A 20577-nucleotide genomic window follows, 5' to 3' on the forward strand; every position below is an offset into this window, starting at 1 on the left:
GGACAATGTGTTGTGAAAAAAATTAGTTTATTAGGCGCAACTGGTTCAATCGGTTGGCAAACTTACGATATTTTAAAAGAACAACGTGAAGCATTTCAATTAGTAGCTTTCTCTTCAGGAAAAAACCTAGAGAAAACGCGAGAAATGATTGATAACTTGAAGCCCGAGTTAGTTTCTGTGCAGCTAGAAGAAGATGCGCTTCAGCTTGCTAAGGAGTATCCTACTATCCACTTTACCTTTGGCGCAAAAGGACTTGTCGAGGTTGCCACACATCCAGATTCGACAGTTCTTGTCAACGCTGTTTTAGGAAGTGTTGGACTGGAATCCACTTTAGCAGCCATCCGCATGGGAAAAACAATTGCTATTGCTAATAAAGAAACACTGGTGACGGCCGGTCATTTAGTAATGGCTGAAGCGAAGAAATACAAAGCAACTATTTTACCTGTTGATAGTGAGCATTCAGCTATCTTCCAATCAATGAATGGCGAAAATCCAAAAAATATTGAACGATTGATCATTACTGCTTCAGGTGGTAGCTTCCGCGATAAAACACGGGATCAATTAAAACATGTGACTGTCGCTGACGCACTTAATCACCCGAATTGGTCTATGGGCGCAAAGATTACGATAGATTCAGCAACAATGATGAATAAAGGATTAGAAGTTATTGAAGCGCACGTATTATTTGATATGCCATATGAAAAAATAGATGTACTTTTGCATAGAGAAAGTATTATTCACTCTCTAGTTGAGTATCATGATACTAGTGTCATTGCTCAACTAGGTACACCAGATATGCGTGTTCCTATCCAATATGCTTTAAGTTATCCAGATCGTATCCCATTACATAATGGTCAGCGACTGAATTTAGCGCAAATTGGTCAGTTACATTTTCAAGAAATGGACTTTGAACGTTACCCAGCTTTACGTTTAGCATACGAGGCTGGTCGTACGGGTGGTACTATTTTAACAGCGATGAATGCAGCAAACGAAGCAGCAGTTGCAGCTTTTTTACAAGGGAAAATTACATTTCTTGAAATCGATGAGACCATTGAACGTGTGATGCAAGCACATCAAAACATTGCAGTACCGGATTTACAAACGATTTTACAGGTGGACAGTGAGACAAGAAAAATAGTGTTAGACATGGTAAAATAACGAGAGCAATATATCGTTAACTAATCGCTTTTAAAGGTGGGGTATTATGCAAACAGCCATTGCATTTATTTTAATATTTGGTATGCTCGTTTTCTTCCATGAACTTGGACACTTCTTATTCGCCAAACGTGCAGGTATTCTAGTACGTGAATTTGCCATCGGAATGGGTCCTAAAATTTATGGGAAAACGCATGGAGAAACAATGTATACTATTCGTTTATTGCCAATTGGGGGATATGTACGAATGGCTGGCGAGGATATGGATGGCACTGACTTACAGCCGGGCTACAGAATTGGACTAATTGTCGATGAGGATAATATTGTTAAAAAAATTATTTTCAATCAGAATAATAAGCAATTACCAGATTTATTATTTTTAGAAGTTGAGCGTGCTGATTTAGAAAAGGAATTGTTTGTAGAGGGTTATGATGAAGAAGAACGTTTAGTTCGTTATCAAGTAGCCAGAGATTGTGTGCTTGTGGAAAATGGTCGAGAACTTGTCATTGCGCCACATGATCGTCAATTCAACGCAAAAACAGTTGGTCAACGAGCGATGACTATTTTTGCAGGTCCATTTTTCAACTTTATTCTTGCGTTTGTTATTTACTTAGTGATTGGATTAATTCATGGAGTACCAACAAATGAGCCAATTATCACTGAAGTAGTAGAAAATAATCCGGCTGCACAGGCAGGGATGCTAGCAGGTGATAAAGTTACAGCCATTGATGGACAAGCCGTTGACAAGTGGCAGGATTTAGCCGCTATTATTCAAGATCATCCAAACGAAGATGTTACGGTGACTGTAGATCGAGATGGACAATCTATCAACTTAAATATGACCGTGAAGGAAATCCAACAGGATGGAAAAAAATATGGTCAAATTGGTGTGCTCTACGATAGCCCGAGAGAATTTAATCCACTAAAAGCTGTTGTCTACGGGGCACAAGAAACCTATAATATGACTGTAAAAATATTTGAGCTTCTAGGTATGCTGATTACTGGTAAGTTTACAATAGATGCCCTTTCTGGTCCTGTAGGTATTTATAAAGCAACAGAGCAAGTAGCTCAGTATGGTATTATGAACTTAATGAATTGGGCTGCAATGCTAAGTATCAATCTAGGGATTATGAACTTACTTCCGTTACCTGCACTAGATGGTGGACGTTTATTGTTCTTTGGTTTTGAAGCTCTACGTGGGAAACCAATTGACCGTCAAAAAGAAGGAATTGTTCATTTTGTAGGAATCGTTCTACTCATGATTTTAATGGTTGTCGTTACATGGAATGATATACAGCGATTTTTCTTTTAATCAAGACTAGCTATTTCTTAATTTACAATTAAACGGAATTTTATTTTCTAGCTTTGAGCGCAATTTCTATGAAACATTGCGCTCAAAGCTAAATTTGTTTATGCTATTGAGAGTATAAACTTATCTATTAAAAAAGGTGGAACACTGAATGAAGCAAAGTAAAACATTTATCCCAACATTACGTGAAGTACCTGCTGATGCTGAGGTAAAGTCACATAAGCAATTACTACGTGCAGGGTTTATTCGTCAAAATACAAGTGGGGTATACTCGTATTTACCGCTTGCAAAACGTGTGTTATCAAAAATTGAAACAATTATTCGAGAAGAAATGGAAGCCATTAATTCTCTGGAGCTTTTAATGCCATCTCTACAATCTGCTGAGCTTTGGCAAGAATCAGGTCGCTGGGAAAAGTACGGTCCGGAATTAATGCGTTTGAAAGACCGTCATGACCGTGATTTTGCATTGGGGCCAACACATGAAGAAGTAATTACAACTTTAGTGCGCGATGAAATAAAATCCTATAAAAAATTACCGTTAACACTCTATCAAATTCAAACGAAATTCCGTGATGAAAAACGTCCTCGCTTTGGTTTACTACGAGGAAGAGAATTTATTATGAAAGACGCGTATTCCTTCCACGCGTCACGTGAAAGCTTAGATGAAACATATGAAGATATGTATCGTGCCTATTCTAATATTTTCTCCCGTCTTGGGTTAAACTACCGTGCTGTTATTGCTGATGCAGGTTCCATCGGCGGAAAAGGTACACATGAGTTCATGGTACTTTCTGAAATTGGAGAAGATACAATTGCCTATTCAGATACATCTGACTATGCGGCAAATATCGAAATGGCTGAAGTCATTGCTGATTACCAAACATCCGATGAAGCATTAAAAGAAATTGAAAAAGTGGCTACACCAGATCAAAAAACGATAGAAGAAGTATCGGCTTTCCTACAAGTAGAGCCTGCAAATGTTATAAAGTCTCTTGTTTTTGACGTGGATGGAGAACTTGTAGTTGTTCTTGCGCGTGGAGATCATGAAATTAATGATATTAAATTGAAAAATGCTCTTGAGGCAGATTCTGTAGAGCTTGCGAATGAAGCAGCGATTCGTGATTTATTAGGTTGTGGCGTTGGTTCTATTGGGCCAGTGAAGTTACCAGTAGACGTAAAAGTAGTAGCCGATCATGCGATTAAATCTATTCGTAACGGTATTGCAGGTGCGAATGAAGATGGATTCCATTTAGTAAATGTTAATCCTGAGCGTGACTTTGCTATAAATGACTATTTGGATATTCGTTTTATTCAAGAGGGAGATCCATCTCCAGATGGACAAGGTATCATTAAATTTGCAGAAGGTATCGAGGTTGGTCATATTTTCAAACTAGGTACTACATACTCTGCTAAAATGAATGGTACTTTCTTAGACGAGCAAGGGAAATCTCAACCGTTTATTATGGGCTGCTATGGTATCGGTGTTTCTCGTATTCTAGCTGCTGTAGCTGAACATTTCCAAGATGAAAATGGATTTACATGGCCAACACAATTAGCACCGTATGATATCCATGTTGTTCCTGTTAATACTAAAGATGAAGGACAAGTAGCTTTAGCAGATGAACTTTACGGTTTATTAAAATCATATCGCTATGATGTACTATTGGATGACCGTGCTGAACGTGCGGGTGTTAAATTTGCGGATGCTGATTTAATTGGTTTACCTGTTCGCGTAACAGTTGGTAAAAAAGCAACAGAAGGTATTGTGGAAGTGAAATTCCGTCAAACTGGAGAAACGTTTGAATGGAAAAAGGAAGAAGTTATTGACCGTTTGAATGAATTTTTCCGTAAAAACTAATCACTTATCATATGATGGTTTTAAATGGAATTGAATGCTTCTAATAGAGGCTTTCATGTAATTTTGATAAAATAGGAATAAATGAATTCGCGACAATTCTGCGGGACAGTGAGCCAAGCGAGAAATAACAGATAGTATAGACTCTCTGTTAAGCTTGAAGAGCGCCCGCAGTAAGGGAGCGAATTTTTTTCTGGAATTCTCGTCCTATGTTTAAGAAGAATTAGAATATGAGGCTTCACGGACTGCCTCCTCCTGAAAGTAGGTGTCGATAGATTGGAACAGCAACAAGAGGCAAGAATGAGATTTCGAATGCTCTTGCAACAACTAGAGTTAACAGATGATGTATACATGTCATTTTTTGATGAAGGTGAATTATCACGCCTAACGGTCCATAAAAAGGATAGACTTTGGCATTTTACCATTCAATTACGAGATATACTGCCATTTCCGCTTTATCAGCTTTTCCGTACCCATTTAACGGAGAAGTTTTCAGCAATCGCACAAGTTTATACAACATTTGAGACACAAGAGAAAAGTGTAACAGAGGAACTTGTTCAAGCTTATTGGTTAAATGTCGTAGAACAAATTGATGAGATGGCACCAACGCTGAAAAATTGTCTTATCTCTCAAGTGCCGATGTGGAATGGTCAGAAAATCACATTGTCCTGTATGCAGGAAATGGAATTTATGATGTTAAAAACGAAGTATGCAGACAAACTAGCAGAAAGTTATTGTCAATTCGGTTTTCCAAAAATGGCGATAGACTTTGTGCTCCAAGAACAAACGGAAGAAATGATTGCTGCTCAGGAAGCGTTTATGGAACAAAAACGTATGGAGGAAGCGGCTTTATCTCAGCAAGCGATGCAGGATTTCCAAAAACGTGAGCAAGAGAAGAAAGATAATCCAGCGATTGCGAACCTTGGTGATCGTCCATTCCAGCTTGGTATGCATATTAAAGACGATGAAATTATGGAAATTAAACGTATTGTAGAAGAAGAACGACGTGTCATTGTTGAAGGCTTTGTCTTTGATACGGAGATTAAAGTACTGAAAAGTGGCCGTTCTTTATTACAAATTAAAATTACAGACTATACGGATTCCATCATCGTCAAAATGTTCTCCCGTGATAATGACGATGCCGAATTGATGCAACACTTAAAAAAAGGTATGTGGGTTAAAGTTCGAGGCTCTGTACAGACGGATACATTTATTCGTGATTTAATCGTCATGGCTAATGATATTAATGAAATAAAAAAGGAAACACGTCAGGATCTAGCGCCAGAGGGCGAAAAGCGAGTAGAGCTACATTTGCATACACCAATGAGCCAAATGGACGCTGTGACGCCGGTCGATCGTCTTATTGCACAGGCGGCAAAATGGGGTCATCCAGCAATAGCTATTACAGATCATGCTGTTGTACAATCCTTCCCTGAGGCGTATGCGGCAGGGAAAAAACATGGCATTAAAATAATTTATGGCCTGGAGGCTAATTTAGTCGACGATGGAGTACCTATTGCATATGCACCAGAGCATCGTTTATTAGCGGATACCACTTATGTTGTCTTTGACGTGGAAACGACGGGATTATCAACTGCCTACGATACAATTATTGAACTGGCCGCAGTAAAAATTAAAGATGGCCATGTCATCGATAAATACGAAAGCTTTGCAAACCCACATCATCCCCTTTCAGCAACTACCATTGAATTAACTGGTATCACAGATGATATGGTTCGCAATGCTCCAGAAGTAGAGCAAGTTATTAAAGAGTTTCATGCATTCATTGGTGATGGAATTGTTGTCGCTCATAACGCATCCTTTGATATTGGCTTCTTATATACAGGCTATAAAAAGTTTGGTCTTGAAGGAACGACACATCCAGTCATCGATACATTAGAGCTAGCTAGATTACTGTATCCAACGATGAAGAATCACCGCTTGAATACACTTTGTAAAAAATTCAATATTGAGTTAACACAACATCACCGAGCGATTTATGATACTGAGGCGACAGGCTATTTACTTTTACAATTATTAAAAGATGCCGATGAGTTAACCATTAAATACCATGATGATTTTAATAAACATATTGGTGGTGGCGACGCCTATAAAAAAGGCCGACCAATGCATTGTACTATTTTAGCTGTCGATAATGCGGGCTTGAAGAATTTATTTAAAATAGTTTCGCACGCCCATACAAAGACATTCTATCGAGTTCCTCGTGTGACACGGGCAGTACTAGAGCAATATCGAGAAGGTTTACTGGTCGGATCCGGTTGTAGTAACGGTGAATTATTTGAAACGATGATGAATAAATCACCTGAGGAAGCTGAGCAAGTGGCTCGATTCTATGATTACATTGAAGTACAGCCGAAAGCAGTATATGCACCATTAATTGAGCGCAATGTCGTGCGTGACGAATGGACATTAGAAGATATTATTCGAAAACTTGTCAAGTTAGGGAAGAAGCTTGATAAACCAGTTGTGGCAACTGGGAATGTTCATTATTTAGATCCGACAGATGCTATGTTTAGACAAATACTCATTGGTTCTCAAGGTGGCGCGAATATCTTAAATCGATCCAAGCTACCTGCGGTTCATTTTAGAACAACGGATGAAATGCTCAAAGAATTTGATTTTTTAGGACCAGATCTTGCTAAAGAAGTTGTTGTGACGAACGCACATAAAGTTGCTGCGAGCATTGGCGATGTAAAACCGATTAAAGATGATCTATATACTCCAAAAATTGAAGGCTCAGATGATGAAGTAACCAACTTAACCTATGAAATGGCTCATCGTATTTACGGTGAGGAGTTACCTGAAATCGTGAAAGCACGAATTGAAAAAGAATTAAAATCGATTTTAGGACATGGTTTTGGGGTAATTTATTTAATTTCTGCGAAGCTGGTGAAGAAATCATTAGCTGATGGTTATTTAGTAGGTTCTCGTGGTTCCGTTGGTTCCTCATTAGTCGCAACCTTTATGGAAATTACGGAGGTCAATCCATTACCTCCTCATTATATTTGTCCGAATTGTAAACATTCCGAGTTTTTTGATGATGGTTCGGTCAGCTCAGGTTTCGACTTGCCAAATAAAGACTGTCAGGAATGTGGAACACCTTATAAAAAAGATGGACAAGATATTCCATTTGAAACCTTCTTGGGCTTTAAAGGGGATAAAGTACCCGATATCGATTTAAATTTTTCTGGTGAATATCAGCCGAAAGCTCATAACTACACAAAGGTACTATTTGGAGAAGATTATGTTTACCGTGCTGGAACAATCGGTACGGTTGCAGAGAAAACAGCATATGGCTATGTAAAAGGCTATGCAAATGATCATAATTTACACTTCCGAGGTGCAGAAGTTGATCGTTTAGTTCAAGGTTGTACAGGAGTAAAACGTACATCGGGACAACACCCTGGAGGAATTATTGTAGTACCCGATTACATGGATATTTATGATTTCTCTCCGGTGCAGTTCCCTGCAGATGCGCAGGATGCTGAATGGCGGACAACCCATTTTGACTTCCACTCGATTCATGACAATATTTTGAAACTGGATATACTTGGACACGACGATCCGACGGTTATTAGGATGTTACAGGACTTATCTGGAATAGATCCAAAAACAATACCAACAGATGATCCTGTCGTGATGAAAATTTTTAGTTCACCAGAAACGTTAGGTGTCACGGAAAAACAAATTGGCTGTAAGACAGGAACATTAGGTATTCCTGAATTTGGTACTCGTTTCGTACGTCAAATGCTGGAAGATACAAAGCCTTCCACATTCTCGGAGCTTGTGCAAATTTCAGGGTTATCCCATGGAACAGACGTATGGCTTGGTAACGCACAGGAATTAATTCAAAACGGTACATGCGTGCTGAAAGAAGTAATTGGTTGTCGTGATGATATCATGGTGTATTTAATATACCAAGGTCTAGAGCCATCGCTGGCATTTAAAATCATGGAGTCTGTCCGTAAAGGAAAAGGATTATCAGAGGAATTTGAAGCAGAGATGCTCGCTAATAAAGTACCAGGCTGGTATATCGAGTCATGTAAAAAGATAAAATATATGTTCCCGAAAGCCCATGCTGCAGCATATGTGTTAATGGCAGTTCGTATTGCTTGGTTTAAGGTGCATTTTCCGATCCTATACTATGCAGCATATTTCACAGTCCGTGCTGATGACTTTGATTTAATTGTCATGGTTCAAGGTTCACAAATGATTCGAGCGCGTATTGACGAAATCAATATGAAAGGTTTAGATGCCTCTACAAAAGAGAAAAACTTATTAACAGTAATGGAGCTAGCACTGGAAATGTGTGAACGTGGCATGAGCTTCCAAAAAGTTGATTTGTACCGTTCTCAGTCAAGTGAATTTATCATTGATGGCAATACATTAATTCCACCTTTTGATGCTATTCCAGGGCTTGGTACTAACGTTGCCAAAACGATAGTAGCTGCTCGAGAAGAAGGGGAATTTTTATCGAAGGAAGATTTACAGCAACGAGGCCGTGTTTCGAAAACACTGATTGAATACATGGACCAACTTGGCTGTTTAGAAGGCATGCCTGATGCTAATCAACTATCTCTTTTTTGAGGATGAATGAGCTGCTTATTGATTCAAGGTTTGATCTGCAAGAACATTGTAATTTCAAAATCCTGTCACAATATGGGTATCTTTAAAGAGGGAAATTTGCATTATACCCAGAACTATGCTATTCTAATGGTAATAATTTGTTGATATTTTTCCAGCAAAAGAGTGGGGCTTTCCCGCTCTTTTCTGTTGTTATACCGTAGCAAAACAAATTTTGACTAACAGCAGGTAAGACCGTAAAATTTCACCAAAGCAACCTGGTGGAATTTCTGTTTTATTATGGTTCCTTACACCAGCAAGTTACCGTAATGAATGATTTACACGCTAGAATAGAAACAGGAGGAAATAATGAGCAAAGTACCATCTTTAATTGAAGAGCTCGCTAAACCAATAGTAGATGAGTTAAATCTAGAGTTAGTGGATATAGAGTTCGTAAAAGAAGGGCGTAACTGGTTTTTACGCGTCTATGTTGATACCCCAGAAGGTGGAATTGACATTGACCAATGTGCTCAAGTTAGCGAACGACTAAGTTTGTTATTGGATGAAAAGGATCCAATTACACAAAACTATTATTTAGAAGTTTCATCACCTGGAGCGGAGCGTCCATTAAAAAAGGATGCTGATTTTGAAAAAGCAATTGGCAAGTATATTTATGTAAAAACCTATAAACCCATTAAGGACATGAAGGAATTCCAAGGCTACTTAACGTCATACGAGGAACATACATTAGTGATGGAAGTGCGCATTAAAACGCGTAAAATTACAGTAACAATTGAACAAGAAAAAATCGCTTTGGCACGACTAGCCATCGATTTTTAAGCACAATGCATATTTAGGAGTGAAAACAAAATGAGTAGTGATTTGTTAGATGCGCTGAATGCGCTAGAAGAACAAAAAGGAATTTCAAGAGATGTGTTAGTTGAAGCAATTGAAGCGGCATTAGTTACAGCTTACAAACGCAACTTTAACCAAGCACAAAATGTTCGAGTGGACTTAAATTTAGATAAAGGCTCTATTCGCGTGTTTTCACGTAAAGATGTTGTGGAAGAAGTAGAAGATGATCGTCTACAAATTTCTTTAGAAGATGCTAAGGTTATTAATCCTGCTTACCAGCTAGAAGATATCGTGGAGCAAGAAGTAACGCCACGCAACTTCGGCCGTATTGCTGCACAAACAGCTAAACAGGTTGTAACACAACGCGTACGTGAAGCGGAACGTGGTTTAATCTACGAGCAATATGTAGATCGTGAAGATGATATCGTAACAGGTGTTGTTGAACGTCTAGACGCGCGAAATATCTATGTAGGTTTAGGAAAAGTAGAGGCTGCATTGCCAATCAACGAACAAATCCAAGGCGAAACTTATCATCCACATGACCGCATCAAAGTGTACATTACAAAAGTTGAACGTACAACACGCGGTCCACAAGTGATTGTATCTCGCACACATCCTGGTTTATTACGCCGATTATTTGAGATGGAAGTACCTGAAATTTATGAAGGGATTGTAGAGATTAAATCGATTGCTCGTGAAGCTGGCGATCGCTCCAAAATTTCTGTCTATGCGCACAATGAAGAAGTTGATCCAGTAGGTTCTTGTGTTGGCGCTAAGGGTGCTCGTGTACAAACGATTGTTAACGAATTAAACGGTGAAAAAATTGATATTGTAGAATGGTCTGAAGATCCAGTTGTATTCGTTGCAAATGCACTTAGCCCATCGAAAGTTTTAGATGTTCAAGTGAACGAAGAAGAAAAATCTACAACGGTTGTTGTACCAGATTATCAATTATCACTAGCTATTGGTAAACGTGGACAAAATGCACGTTTAGCAGCGAAGCTTACTGGCTGGAAAATTGATATTAAAAGTGAGACAGATGCTCGTGAATTAGGCATTTATCCTTCTGCTACAAGCACTTTCGTACCTGCTGAGGATGAAGAAAGTGATTTTGATGAAGTGGCAGTAGACTTATATCAAGACGACGAAGAATAAGTAAGAAAGCCCGTGTGACGAGTTACCTGACAGTATTCAGTGGGCCCCCTACGCCGACTGAATACTGTCAGAGCGTCAAGTAGAGCATGACTTGTCCACCTCTTACGACAAGCTTCAGAGAGGAATGGTGATTCTTATGGCTGTTAACAAAAAAGTACCTCTTCGTAAATGTGTAGCAACTGGAGAAATGCTACCTAAGAAAGAAATGATACGTGTTGTTCGTTCAAAAGAGGGCGAAGTAAGTGTAGATGTCTCCGGGAAAAAACCTGGGCGTGGTGCCTATGTCTCTAAATCAGAGAAGGCAATCGATATCGCTCGTAAGAAAAATGTATTGGGGCACCAACTTGATGTGAAAATCCCTGAAGAAATTTACGAGGAGCTTATTTTGCTAATTCGTAGGGAGTCAATTTTATGATAAATCAAGCAATATTTAATTTGCTTGGAATTGCGGCAAGAGCCCGTAAAGTAATTTCAGGAGAAGAGTTAGTTGTAAAGGAAGTCCGCAATGGCAATGCTAAGATAGTACTGCTTGCAAACGATGCTTCTAAAAACTCAAGTAAGAAAATTCAAGATAAGTGCACGTACTACAACGTTGAGTATCATGTAATTGGAGATCGTTACGATCTAGGACATGCTACAGGTAAGGAGGCCCGAGTGGCTTTAGCGATTACCGATAAAGGTTTTGCAAGTAAATTGTCTAGTCTACTCAACGAAAAATAATCGGGGGTGAGCAGATGACCAAAATCAGAGTTCATGAATATGCGAAACAAGTGAATAAAACGAGTAAAGAGGTTATTGAAGCACTTAGTAAATTAAATGTGAGTGTAACTAACCATATGTCTATGTTAGAAAAAGACATCGTGTCAAAGTTAAACCACACATTTAAAGCAACACCTGAGAAAAATGTAGGAAAACAAGCAACTCAAAACATATCACAAAAACCGCAATCGAATGGCCAGCAAAATCCACAGCATTCGGTGAAAAAGCAAGAAGGTCAAAGGCAGCAATCTGCTACTTCTAAGCCTAAAGCAAATAATCAGCAATACACACAGCAACACTCAAATTCGTCTAACGAAAAATCTAAGAATACAAAAGGTAATCAAAATAGAAATATGACACAAAATAATAATAATAATAATAATAATAATAATAATCGTAGAGGTGGCGGTGGTTACAACCAACGTCCAAAACCAGGGATTCATGGAGGCAAACGTCGCCATCCTAAAACACATCAACCAACAATACCGGTTAAACAAAAGGAACTTCCAGAAAAAATTACTTTTGTTGAATCATTATCAGTGGCAGAATTAGCAAAAAAATTACACCGTGAGCCATCTGAAATTATTAAAAAATTATTTATGCTTGGGGTAATGGCAACAATTAACCAAGAATTAGATAAGGATGCAATTGAATTAATTTGTGCAGACTATGGTGTAGAAGTGGAAGAAGAAATTCGTGTAGATATTACGGATTTAGAAACACACTTCGAGTCAACAGAAGAAGTAAACGAGGCTGTATTATCGGAACGTCCTCCAGTTGTAACAATCATGGGTCACGTTGACCATGGTAAAACAACATTATTAGATTCAATTCGTAATACTAAAGTGACTGCAGGAGAAGCTGGGGGTATTACGCAGCATATCGGTGCCTACCAAGTAACAGAAGGTGACAAGAAAATCACTTTCCTAGATACACCAGGACACGCTGCTTTCACAACAATGCGTGCACGAGGTGCAAAAGTAACGGATTTAACAATTTTAGTAGTAGCTGCTGATGATGGTGTTATGCCACAAACAGTAGAGGCAATCAATCACGCAAAAGCAGCAGAAGTACCAATTATTGTAGCTGTGAATAAAATGGATAAACCATCAGCAAATCCAGATCGTGTGATGCAAGAATTAACAGAACATGGCTTAGTTCCTGAAGCTTGGGGTGGCGAAACGATTTTCGTACCAATTTCTGCTTTAAAAGGGGAAGGCATTGATACGTTACTAGAAATGATCTTACTTGTAGCTGAAGTAGGAGAACTGAAAGCGAACCCTGACCGTTTAGCTCTTGGAACAGTCATTGAAGCTCAACTAGATAAAGGACGCGGTTCAGTCGCTACACTATTAGTACAAGATGGTACATTAAAAGTGGGTGACCCAATCGTTGTTGGTCATACGTTTGGTCGAGTTCGTGCAATGGTGAATGATAAAGGCCGCCGTGTGAAAGAAGCTGGACCATCAACGCCAGTAGAAATCACAGGCTTAAATGATGTACCTCAAGCAGGGGACCGTTTTGTTGTCTTTGAAGACGAAAAAACAGCACGTCAAGTTGGGGAAACTCGTGCGATGTCAGCTATCCAAGCACAACGTTCGGAAAAACAACGTGTAACGCTTGATAACTTATTTGAACAAATGAGCCAAGGCGAAATGAAAGAGCTGAACTTAATCGTTAAGGCAGACGTACAAGGTACTGTAGAAGCAATGGCTGCTTCATTAATGAAAATTGATGTGGAAGGCGTAAATGTGAAAATTATTCACACTGGTGCAGGTGCCATTACAGAATCTGATATTTCTCTTGCTGCCGCTTCCAATGCCATTGTTATTGGTTTCAATGTACGTCCAGATGTAAACGCAAAACGTGCTGCAGAAGAAGAAGGCGTAGATATTCGTTTACACCGTATCATTTATAAAGTAATTGAAGAGATTGAACAAGCAATGAAAGGTATGCTTGATCCTGAATTTGTAGAAAAAATTATTGGGCAAGCAGAAGTTCGCCAAACAATTAAAGTATCAAAAGTTGGTACAATTGCTGGTTCGTATATAACTGAAGGTAAAGTAACACGCGATTCAGGCGTACGTGTAATCCGTGATAACGTAGTTATTTTTGAAGGTGAATTAGATACGCTTAAGCGCTTTAAAGATGAAGTAAAAGAAGTTGCAAAAGGATACGAATGTGGTATTACAATTACAAACTTCAACGATATTAAAGAAGGCGACATTATTGAAGCCTATATTATGGAAGAAGTTAAACGAGTATAATGATCGTTTATGCAGAGGTTGAATTCATCATTCAAACTGCCCATTCGTTAAAAGAAAAACGTGCTGTCTTACAGCGCATGATTACTCGCACAAAGCAGAAATTTAATGTTTCTATTGCAGAAATTGACCATCAAAACGTATGGCAGCGCACAAAATTAGCACTTGTAGCTGTTTCTTCATCGAAAGAAGCAGCTGAACGGGAAATTAATCACGCGCTCCACTATTTAGAGTCAAATCCGTCATGGGAACAGCTTAATGTGTGGCGAGACTATTTATAAAGGTAGTTGAGATAGCTAAACAGCATGAAATGCTCAACTATCTGTACATCGAAATAGAGGTGACAAACTATGTCTCTACGTTCAAACCGTGTTGCTGAGCAAATGAAAAAAGAGCTTGGTGATATTCTTGGCCGTAAAATTAAAGATCCGCGTGTTGGGTTTGTTACTGTTACAGGTGTTGAGGTAACTGGTGATTTACAGCAAGCGACCATTTATATTACTTCTTTAGGCAATGAACGTGAACGCGAGGAAACGCTTAAAGCTTTAGTAAAAGCTTCTGGCTTCATTCGATCAGAAATTGGTTCACGTATTCGTTTACGACGCACACCAGAATTAATCTTTGAATTTGATTCTTCGATTGAGTATGGAAATCGTATTGATACATTGTTAAGAGATTTACACAAAGAATAAGCTGATAAAAGTCTGCCACTTGCATGTTCATGCAGGCAGGCTTTTTATCTTCATTAAGGAGATTTTTTACCTACAATTTTGCCACGGCATAATTGATTTTAAAAGGTAATTTGGGAGGATCTATATGAACGGTATTTTACCGCTATGGAAAGAAAGAGGCATGACAAGCCATGATTGTGTCTTTAAATTACGCAAAATTTTGCGCACAAAAAAGGTTGGACATACAGGTACACTTGATCCTGGTGTGGAGGGTGTACTGCCAATTTGTATTGGCCAAGCAACTCGAATAGCAGAATATTTAACAGAGGCAGGTAAAACCTATGAAGCTATTATTTCGATTGGCCGTACAACGACAACAGAGGATGCAGAAGGCGAAACAGTTGCACAAGATCATACAGTCAAAAAGTTTTCTCGTGAGCAGTTGCTAGAGGTTTTATCTTCATTAACAGGCGTTATTAAACAAACACCACCAATGTTTTCTGCAGTAAAGGTAAATGGTAAACGCCTCTATGAATACGCTCGAAAAGGGGAAACAGTTGAAAGACCGACTCGCCAAGTTACCATCTATAATTTAGAGCTTCTCAATGATAGTGAATCCTACGAGGGACAAGAAATTACATTCCCTGTTCGTATTGCTTGTAGTAAAGGGACCTATATCCGTACCTTAGCTGTCCAAATTGGTGAGGCTCTGGGCTATCCAGCACATATGAAGGAGCTCGTACGCACTGCCTCAGGTACCTTTACACGCGATAACTGTTTTACCCTAGCACAGGTTGCGGAACTGATGGATGCAGAGCAGGTCAATACCTGTATTTTACCTGTCGAATATGCATTAGCAGACTATCCATATATTGAGATTACTTCTGCCAATGAAAAAGAAATTTTCAATGGACAAGTGCTTCCAGCAGATACAATGTTAAAGATACATGATAAAATTGTCTTTGGAATCAATGGAAAGGCAGTTGCGGTTTATCAAGCTCACCCTACAAAGGAAGGTTTGATGAAACCACACAAAATGTTTCCGACGATAGAGTAGGAGGATTTTTCAATGGAGGTCATTCATTTAAAATACCCGCATCAATTACAGCAACGAGAAAGCATGCAGCCCTATTCATTAGCACTTGGCTTTTTCGATGGTGTACATAGAGGGCATCAGGCAGTTATCAAGGCAGCAAAGGGAGAGGGAGACAAGCGGCAAATTCCGAATGCAGTGATGACATTCGATCCGCACCCCTCAATAGTCCTTGGAGGGCGTAACGAAAAGGTTTTTTATATTACACTCTTACAGCAGAAATTGCAGCTTTTTGAAGAACAAGGTGTGGATACAGTTTTTGTTGTTCATTTCACATCTGATTTTGCTAAGCTATCACCAGCAGCATTTATTGACACATTTATTCGTGGATTAAATATTCAACATGTTACAGCAGGCTTCGATTACTCGTTTGGGGCATTTGGTAAAGGAACAATGGAAGATATGCGTGCATTAAGCAATGGTGATTATGGTGTAACAATTGTTGAGAAGAAAACGGATGATGTCGAGAAAATCAGCTCAACTCGTATTCGCCAACTTTTACAAGAGGGCGATATGGAAGCGGCGAGGACATTATTAGGGAGACCATTTGAAATCAACGGAATTGTTGTACATGGTGATAAACGCGGTCGTACAATTGGCTTCCCAACAGCGAATGTCCAAGCTTTAGAAGGAACTTTTATTCCAGCAAGTGGCGTTTACGCTGTTCGTCTGTTAGTCCAAAATACTTGGTATGACGGTGTCTGCAATGTAGGTTACAAACCAACCTTTAAAGATCCAAACGATAAGCAATTATCCATTGAAGTTCATATTTTAAATTTTGATAAGAATATCTATGGCGAAGAAGTACATGTAGCTTGGTATAAACGTATTCGAAGCGAAAGAAAATTTGACGGTATTGATGCCTTAAAAACGCAAATCGAAAAAGATAAACAAGAAGCTATACAATACTTTATCGAGCTACAATAGTGTCAACTGAACAACAGTTCTTACTTGCTTGACCCAATAATTTATGGTAACATTCATAAGTGCATAATGCTTAACCTTAGCTCGGTAAAACGATGACTCCAACGTTTACTGTGCTAATGGGGATAAAAAAAATTTTAGGAGGTCCATACAAATGGCTATTACAAAAGAACGTAAAAACGAAATTATTGCTGAGTACCGTACTCACGAAAGTGACACTGGTTCACCAGAAGTACAAGTTGCAGTATTAACAGCGGAAATTAACGCTCTAAATGCTCACTTACGTACACACAAAAAAGATTTCCACTCTGAGCGTGGTCTTCTTAAAATGGTAGGTCGTCGTCGTCACTTATTAAAATATCTTCGTGAAACAGACGTACAACGTTACCGTGAACTAATCAACCGTTTAGGCTTACGTCGCTAATGACAAGCGGACTGTAGACAAACTTATGTTTTGTCTACAGTCTTTTTTTATTGAAAAACAAAAACTGTCTTTTAGGATTGTTATTTGTTCGTCTATAATTATACTTTGTTCGATAATAAGCCATAACTTTTTTACGCAACGGTGAACGAGCTAGAAAAAACATTCTCTACCTGATAAAAGGGTGATATATTCTAATCACATTTCGCAACCAAATTCAAATAGTCATGCGATAATCTAGCTTCATTGTCAATACGACAAAAGAAATCGAGTTGAATGCAATGAACTAATTGAATAGTGGTTGTTTTTTTGTAAATGAATCGTCATTCATAAAAGGTTCACCATCTATAACAACTTACTTCAGCTTGTGAAATGTGAAAACAAAATATTATGGTGAGAAGGTGTAGTTAGATGTTTAACAAATTATTAAGAGAGAATAACATTGTTGCAGGGATTTTGACAGTTATTCGTATCTACCTAGGCTGGCATTGGCTAACAGCAGGTTGGGGAAAAGTGATGAATGGATTTGATGCAACCGGTTTTTTAGCAGGTGCTATAGCAAATCCAGTGACTAGCGGCGAAGATCTAGCCTATCCACTATATGTAAAGTTTATTGAATCGTTTGCCTTACCCAATGCTGAAATAATTAATATTCTGATACCTTGGGGAGAATTTTTAGTAGGCCTAGGATTAATTCTTGGATGTTTAACAACATATGCTGCATTTTTTGGAATGGTCATGAACTTTGCGTTCTTATTTGCAGGTACTATATCTAGTAACCCTTGGGATATTTTACTCGCAATCTTTCTTGTAGCAGCCGGCTTCAATGCAGGTAAATTTGGACTGGATCGCTTCGTTATACCAGCTTTTAGAAATAAGTTTCAGAAGGTAAAAAACAAAGAAAAAGTTGTTCAAGCGGTGTCTAAAACTACATAATTTACATAAAGAAGACTATAAATTAGTCTGTAATGCCTCGTAAATATTAAATTTGCGGGGCATTCATTTTAATCTTTCCCTATGACATGCTTAAACTTTACTACATACTTAACTTTCTTTATACTAGTAGGATGTTGTATGAAGAGTACCGTGTTATAATAAATCTATTGTGTAAAGCCTGCACTTGAAATAATAATGTGAAGAAGCAAGTATATCTATTTACATACATTACTTTTCGTCAGGAATGAATCAATTTAAGTAAATTCCATATAACAAAAGTATAAAAATGCTTTTTCAATAAAATATAGAAATAAATCTTAAATAAATTGGCAATAACTGAATTTAAATGTATGATTATTTCATGAAATATTTTTAAGCATAGAACAAGCATTTTTGGTACACTTACAAATAGTACATACAGACGAAGTAAGTGTTTTTATAATAGAGAGGGGTTCATTGAATGAACGAAAAGAAAGTCTATTCCTATGAATGGGCTGGCCGTCCACTTGTAATTGAAGTAGGACAGTTAGCAAAACAAGCAAACGGGGCTGTATTAGTACGCTATGGCGATACTTCTGTATTATCTACAGCCACAATGTCAAAAAAACCAAAACCACTTGATTTCTTCCCATTAACAGTAAACTATGAAGAACGTCTATATGCTGCAGGTAAAATTCCTGGCGGCTTTATTAAGCGTGAAGGGCGTCCATCTGAAAAAGCTATATTGGCAAGCCGTTTAATTGACCGTCCAATTCGTCCGATGTTCCCAGATGGTTTCCGTAACGAAGTTCAAGTAATCTCTATGGTCATGTCAAACGATTCTGACTGTACGTCTGAAATGGCAGCAATGGTTGGTTCTTCTTTAGCGTTAGCTATTTCTGATATTCCATTTGATGGCCCAATCGCAGGTGTACAAGTTGGTTATATTGATGGAGAGTTCGTTGTAAACCCAACTGTGGAACAATCGAACCAATCAACGATTCATTTATCTGTAGCAGGGAATAAAGATGCTATCAACATGGTTGAAGCAGGCGCACTTGAAGTGCCAGAAGAAGTGATGTTAGAAGCGATTATGTTTGGTCATGAAGAAATTAAAAAGATCATCGCATTCCAAGAGCAGATTGTGGCTGAGGTAGGGAAAGAAAAGTTACCAGTGACATTATTTGAAATTGATGAAGCGATCCAAGCTGATATAAAAGTTGCTTGTGAGACTGATATGCATGATGCTATTCAAACTGCGGAGAAACATGCTCGTGATGAAGCGATTCAAGCTGTAAAAGATCGTATTATTGCTTCCTATGAAGAGCAAGAAGCAGATGAAGTCACTATGAAGCAAGTTTATACAATTCTTGATAAGATGGTAAAAGATGAAGTACGTCGTCAAATCACTGAAGATAAAATTCGTCCAGATGGTCGTAAGCTAGACGAGATTCGACTACTTTCTTCTGAAACAGGCATTTTACAACGTACACACGGTTCAGGTCTATTTACACGTGGACAAACTCAAGCACTTTCTATTTGTACGTTAGGCGCACTTGGTGATGTGCAAATTATTGACGGTTTAGGTGTCGAAGAATCAAAACGCTTCATGCACCACTATAACTTCCCTCAGTTCTCTGTAGGTGAAACAGGGCCAATCCGTGGACCAGGCCGTCGTGAAATTGGTCATGGTGCACTAGGGGAACGCGCACTTGAAGCAGTAATTCCTGATGAATCTGTTTTCCCATATACAATTCGTTGTGTATCAGAAGTACTTGAATCAAATGGTTCAACATCTCAAGCTTCTATTTGTGCATCTACATTAGCTATGATGGATGCGGGTGTACCATTAAAAGCACCAGTTGCAGGTATTGCAATGGGTCTTATTAAAAAAGATGAGCATTATTCTATTTTAACGGATATTCAAGGTATGGAAGATCACCTAGGTGATATGGACTTTAAAGTTGCTGGAACAGCTAAAGGTGTAACAGCTCTACAAATGGACATTAAAATCGATGGTTTATCTCGCAATATTTTAGAAGAAGCACTGACACAAGCTAAAGTGGGTCGTATGCATATTCTAGAATCAATGCTTGCTACTCTTGCAGAGCCACGTAACCAATTATCTGAATTTGCACCAAAAATCGTGATCGTAAAAATCAATCCAGATAAAATTCGCGATGTTATTGGACCTGGTGGAAAACAAATAAACAAAATTATTGAAGAAACGGGCGTTAAGATTGATACAGAACAAGATGGTACAATCTATATTTCTTCTGCGAATGAAGAAATGAATGCTCGCGCAAAACAAATTATTGAAGATATCGTACGTGAAGCTAAAGTAGGCGAATACTACTTATCAACAGTGAAGCGTATTGAAAAATTCGGTGCGTTTTGTGAAATTTTCCCAGGTAAAGATGGTTTGCTTCACATCTCTGAAATTCAAGAGGAACGTACAAAGCAAGTGGAAGACGTCTTAAAACTTGGCGATCAATTACTAGTGAAAGTAATTGAAATTGACAAGCAAGGTCGTGTGAATTTATCTCGTAAAGTTGTGTTACAAGAGGAAAAAGAACGCGCTGAACAACAAAAATAATAACGATGAAAGGCTGCGTCT

The 20577-nt window shown here is 38.4% G+C and carries 16 protein-coding genes; all 16 read left to right on the forward strand.

Annotation, left to right across the window (positions count from 1 at the left end):
- Positions 1 to 12 precede the first annotated feature (12 nt).
- The 16 genes from dxr (at position 13) to pnp (ending at position 20556) form a co-directional block, all read left to right on the forward strand.
- Positions 13 to 1158, forward strand: a complete 1146-nt coding sequence (dxr, locus tag AO843_RS06675) for a 1-deoxy-D-xylulose-5-phosphate reductoisomerase (RefSeq protein ID WP_054610345.1) — start codon at positions 13 to 15, stop codon at positions 1156 to 1158.
- 46 nt (positions 1159 to 1204) lie between these two features.
- Entirely contained in the window at positions 1205 to 2467 is a 1263-nt protein-coding gene (rseP, locus tag AO843_RS06680) for an RIP metalloprotease RseP (protein WP_054610346.1), read from the forward strand.
- A gap of 148 nt (positions 2468 to 2615) precedes the next feature.
- Positions 2616 to 4322: a proline--tRNA ligase gene (locus AO843_RS06685; protein WP_054610347.1), complete on the forward strand. Its 1707-nt coding sequence runs from the start codon at positions 2616 to 2618 to the stop codon at positions 4320 to 4322.
- 273 nt (positions 4323 to 4595) lie between these two features.
- On the forward strand, positions 4596 to 8927 hold the full coding sequence (locus AO843_RS06690; protein WP_156313940.1) for a PolC-type DNA polymerase III: 4332 nt from the start codon (positions 4596 to 4598) through the stop codon (positions 8925 to 8927).
- Positions 8928 to 9272: 345 nt separating this feature from the next.
- Positions 9273 to 9743 (forward strand): ribosome maturation factor RimP, encoded by a 471-nt coding sequence (gene rimP, locus AO843_RS06695; protein WP_054610348.1) that lies wholly within the window; start codon positions 9273 to 9275, stop codon positions 9741 to 9743.
- 30 nt (positions 9744 to 9773) lie between these two features.
- Entirely contained in the window at positions 9774 to 10913 is a 1140-nt protein-coding gene (gene nusA / locus AO843_RS06700) for a transcription termination factor NusA (protein ID WP_054610349.1), read from the forward strand.
- A 136-nt stretch (positions 10914 to 11049) separates the two neighbouring features.
- Positions 11050 to 11328, forward strand: coding sequence for an RNase P modulator RnpM (gene rnpM / locus AO843_RS06705; RefSeq protein WP_036167453.1), 279 nt, complete (start codon positions 11050 to 11052; stop codon positions 11326 to 11328).
- The gene (locus AO843_RS06710) at positions 11325 to 11633 is read left to right on the forward strand and encodes a YlxQ family RNA-binding protein (RefSeq protein ID WP_054610350.1); all 309 of its coding nucleotides are present in this window, start codon (positions 11325 to 11327) and stop codon (positions 11631 to 11633) included. The genes rnpM and AO843_RS06710 overlap by 4 nt, the downstream gene beginning before the upstream one ends.
- Positions 11634 to 11647: 14 nt before the next feature.
- A complete protein-coding gene (gene infB / locus AO843_RS06715) occupies positions 11648 to 13939 on the forward strand; it encodes a translation initiation factor IF-2 (protein WP_054610351.1) in 2292 nt (763 codons plus the stop codon).
- Positions 13939 to 14217: a DUF503 domain-containing protein gene (locus tag AO843_RS06720; protein ID WP_008178987.1), complete on the forward strand. Its 279-nt coding sequence runs from the start codon at positions 13939 to 13941 to the stop codon at positions 14215 to 14217. The genes infB and AO843_RS06720 overlap by 1 nt, the downstream gene beginning before the upstream one ends.
- Before the next feature lie 69 nt (positions 14218 to 14286).
- Positions 14287 to 14628 (forward strand): 30S ribosome-binding factor RbfA, encoded by a 342-nt coding sequence (rbfA, locus tag AO843_RS06725; RefSeq protein ID WP_012293305.1) that lies wholly within the window; start codon positions 14287 to 14289, stop codon positions 14626 to 14628.
- A gap of 124 nt (positions 14629 to 14752) precedes the next feature.
- On the forward strand, positions 14753 to 15664 hold the full coding sequence (truB, locus tag AO843_RS06730) for a tRNA pseudouridine(55) synthase TruB (protein WP_054610352.1): 912 nt from the start codon (positions 14753 to 14755) through the stop codon (positions 15662 to 15664).
- A gap of 12 nt (positions 15665 to 15676) precedes the next feature.
- Positions 15677 to 16627 carry a riboflavin biosynthesis protein RibF gene (gene ribF / locus AO843_RS06735; protein WP_054610353.1) on the forward strand — a complete coding sequence of 317 codons (951 nt, stop codon included), beginning with the start codon at positions 15677 to 15679 and terminating at the stop codon, positions 16625 to 16627.
- Between the two features lie 151 nt (positions 16628 to 16778).
- Positions 16779 to 17048, forward strand: coding sequence for a 30S ribosomal protein S15 (gene rpsO / locus AO843_RS06740; RefSeq protein WP_054610354.1), 270 nt, complete (start codon positions 16779 to 16781; stop codon positions 17046 to 17048).
- Between the two features lie 408 nt (positions 17049 to 17456).
- Complete coding sequence (locus AO843_RS06745) at positions 17457 to 17981, forward strand: DoxX family protein (protein ID WP_054610355.1); 525 nt, start codon at positions 17457 to 17459, stop codon at positions 17979 to 17981.
- A gap of 460 nt (positions 17982 to 18441) precedes the next feature.
- Positions 18442 to 20556, forward strand: coding sequence for a polyribonucleotide nucleotidyltransferase (gene pnp, locus AO843_RS06750; protein WP_054610356.1), 2115 nt, complete (start codon positions 18442 to 18444; stop codon positions 20554 to 20556).
- Positions 20557 to 20577 lie beyond the last annotated feature (21 nt).

The sequence above is a fragment of the Lysinibacillus sp. ZYM-1 genome (genome assembly GCF_001308875.1).
Taxonomy (GTDB): Bacteria; Bacillota; Bacilli; order Bacillales_A; family Planococcaceae; genus Lysinibacillus.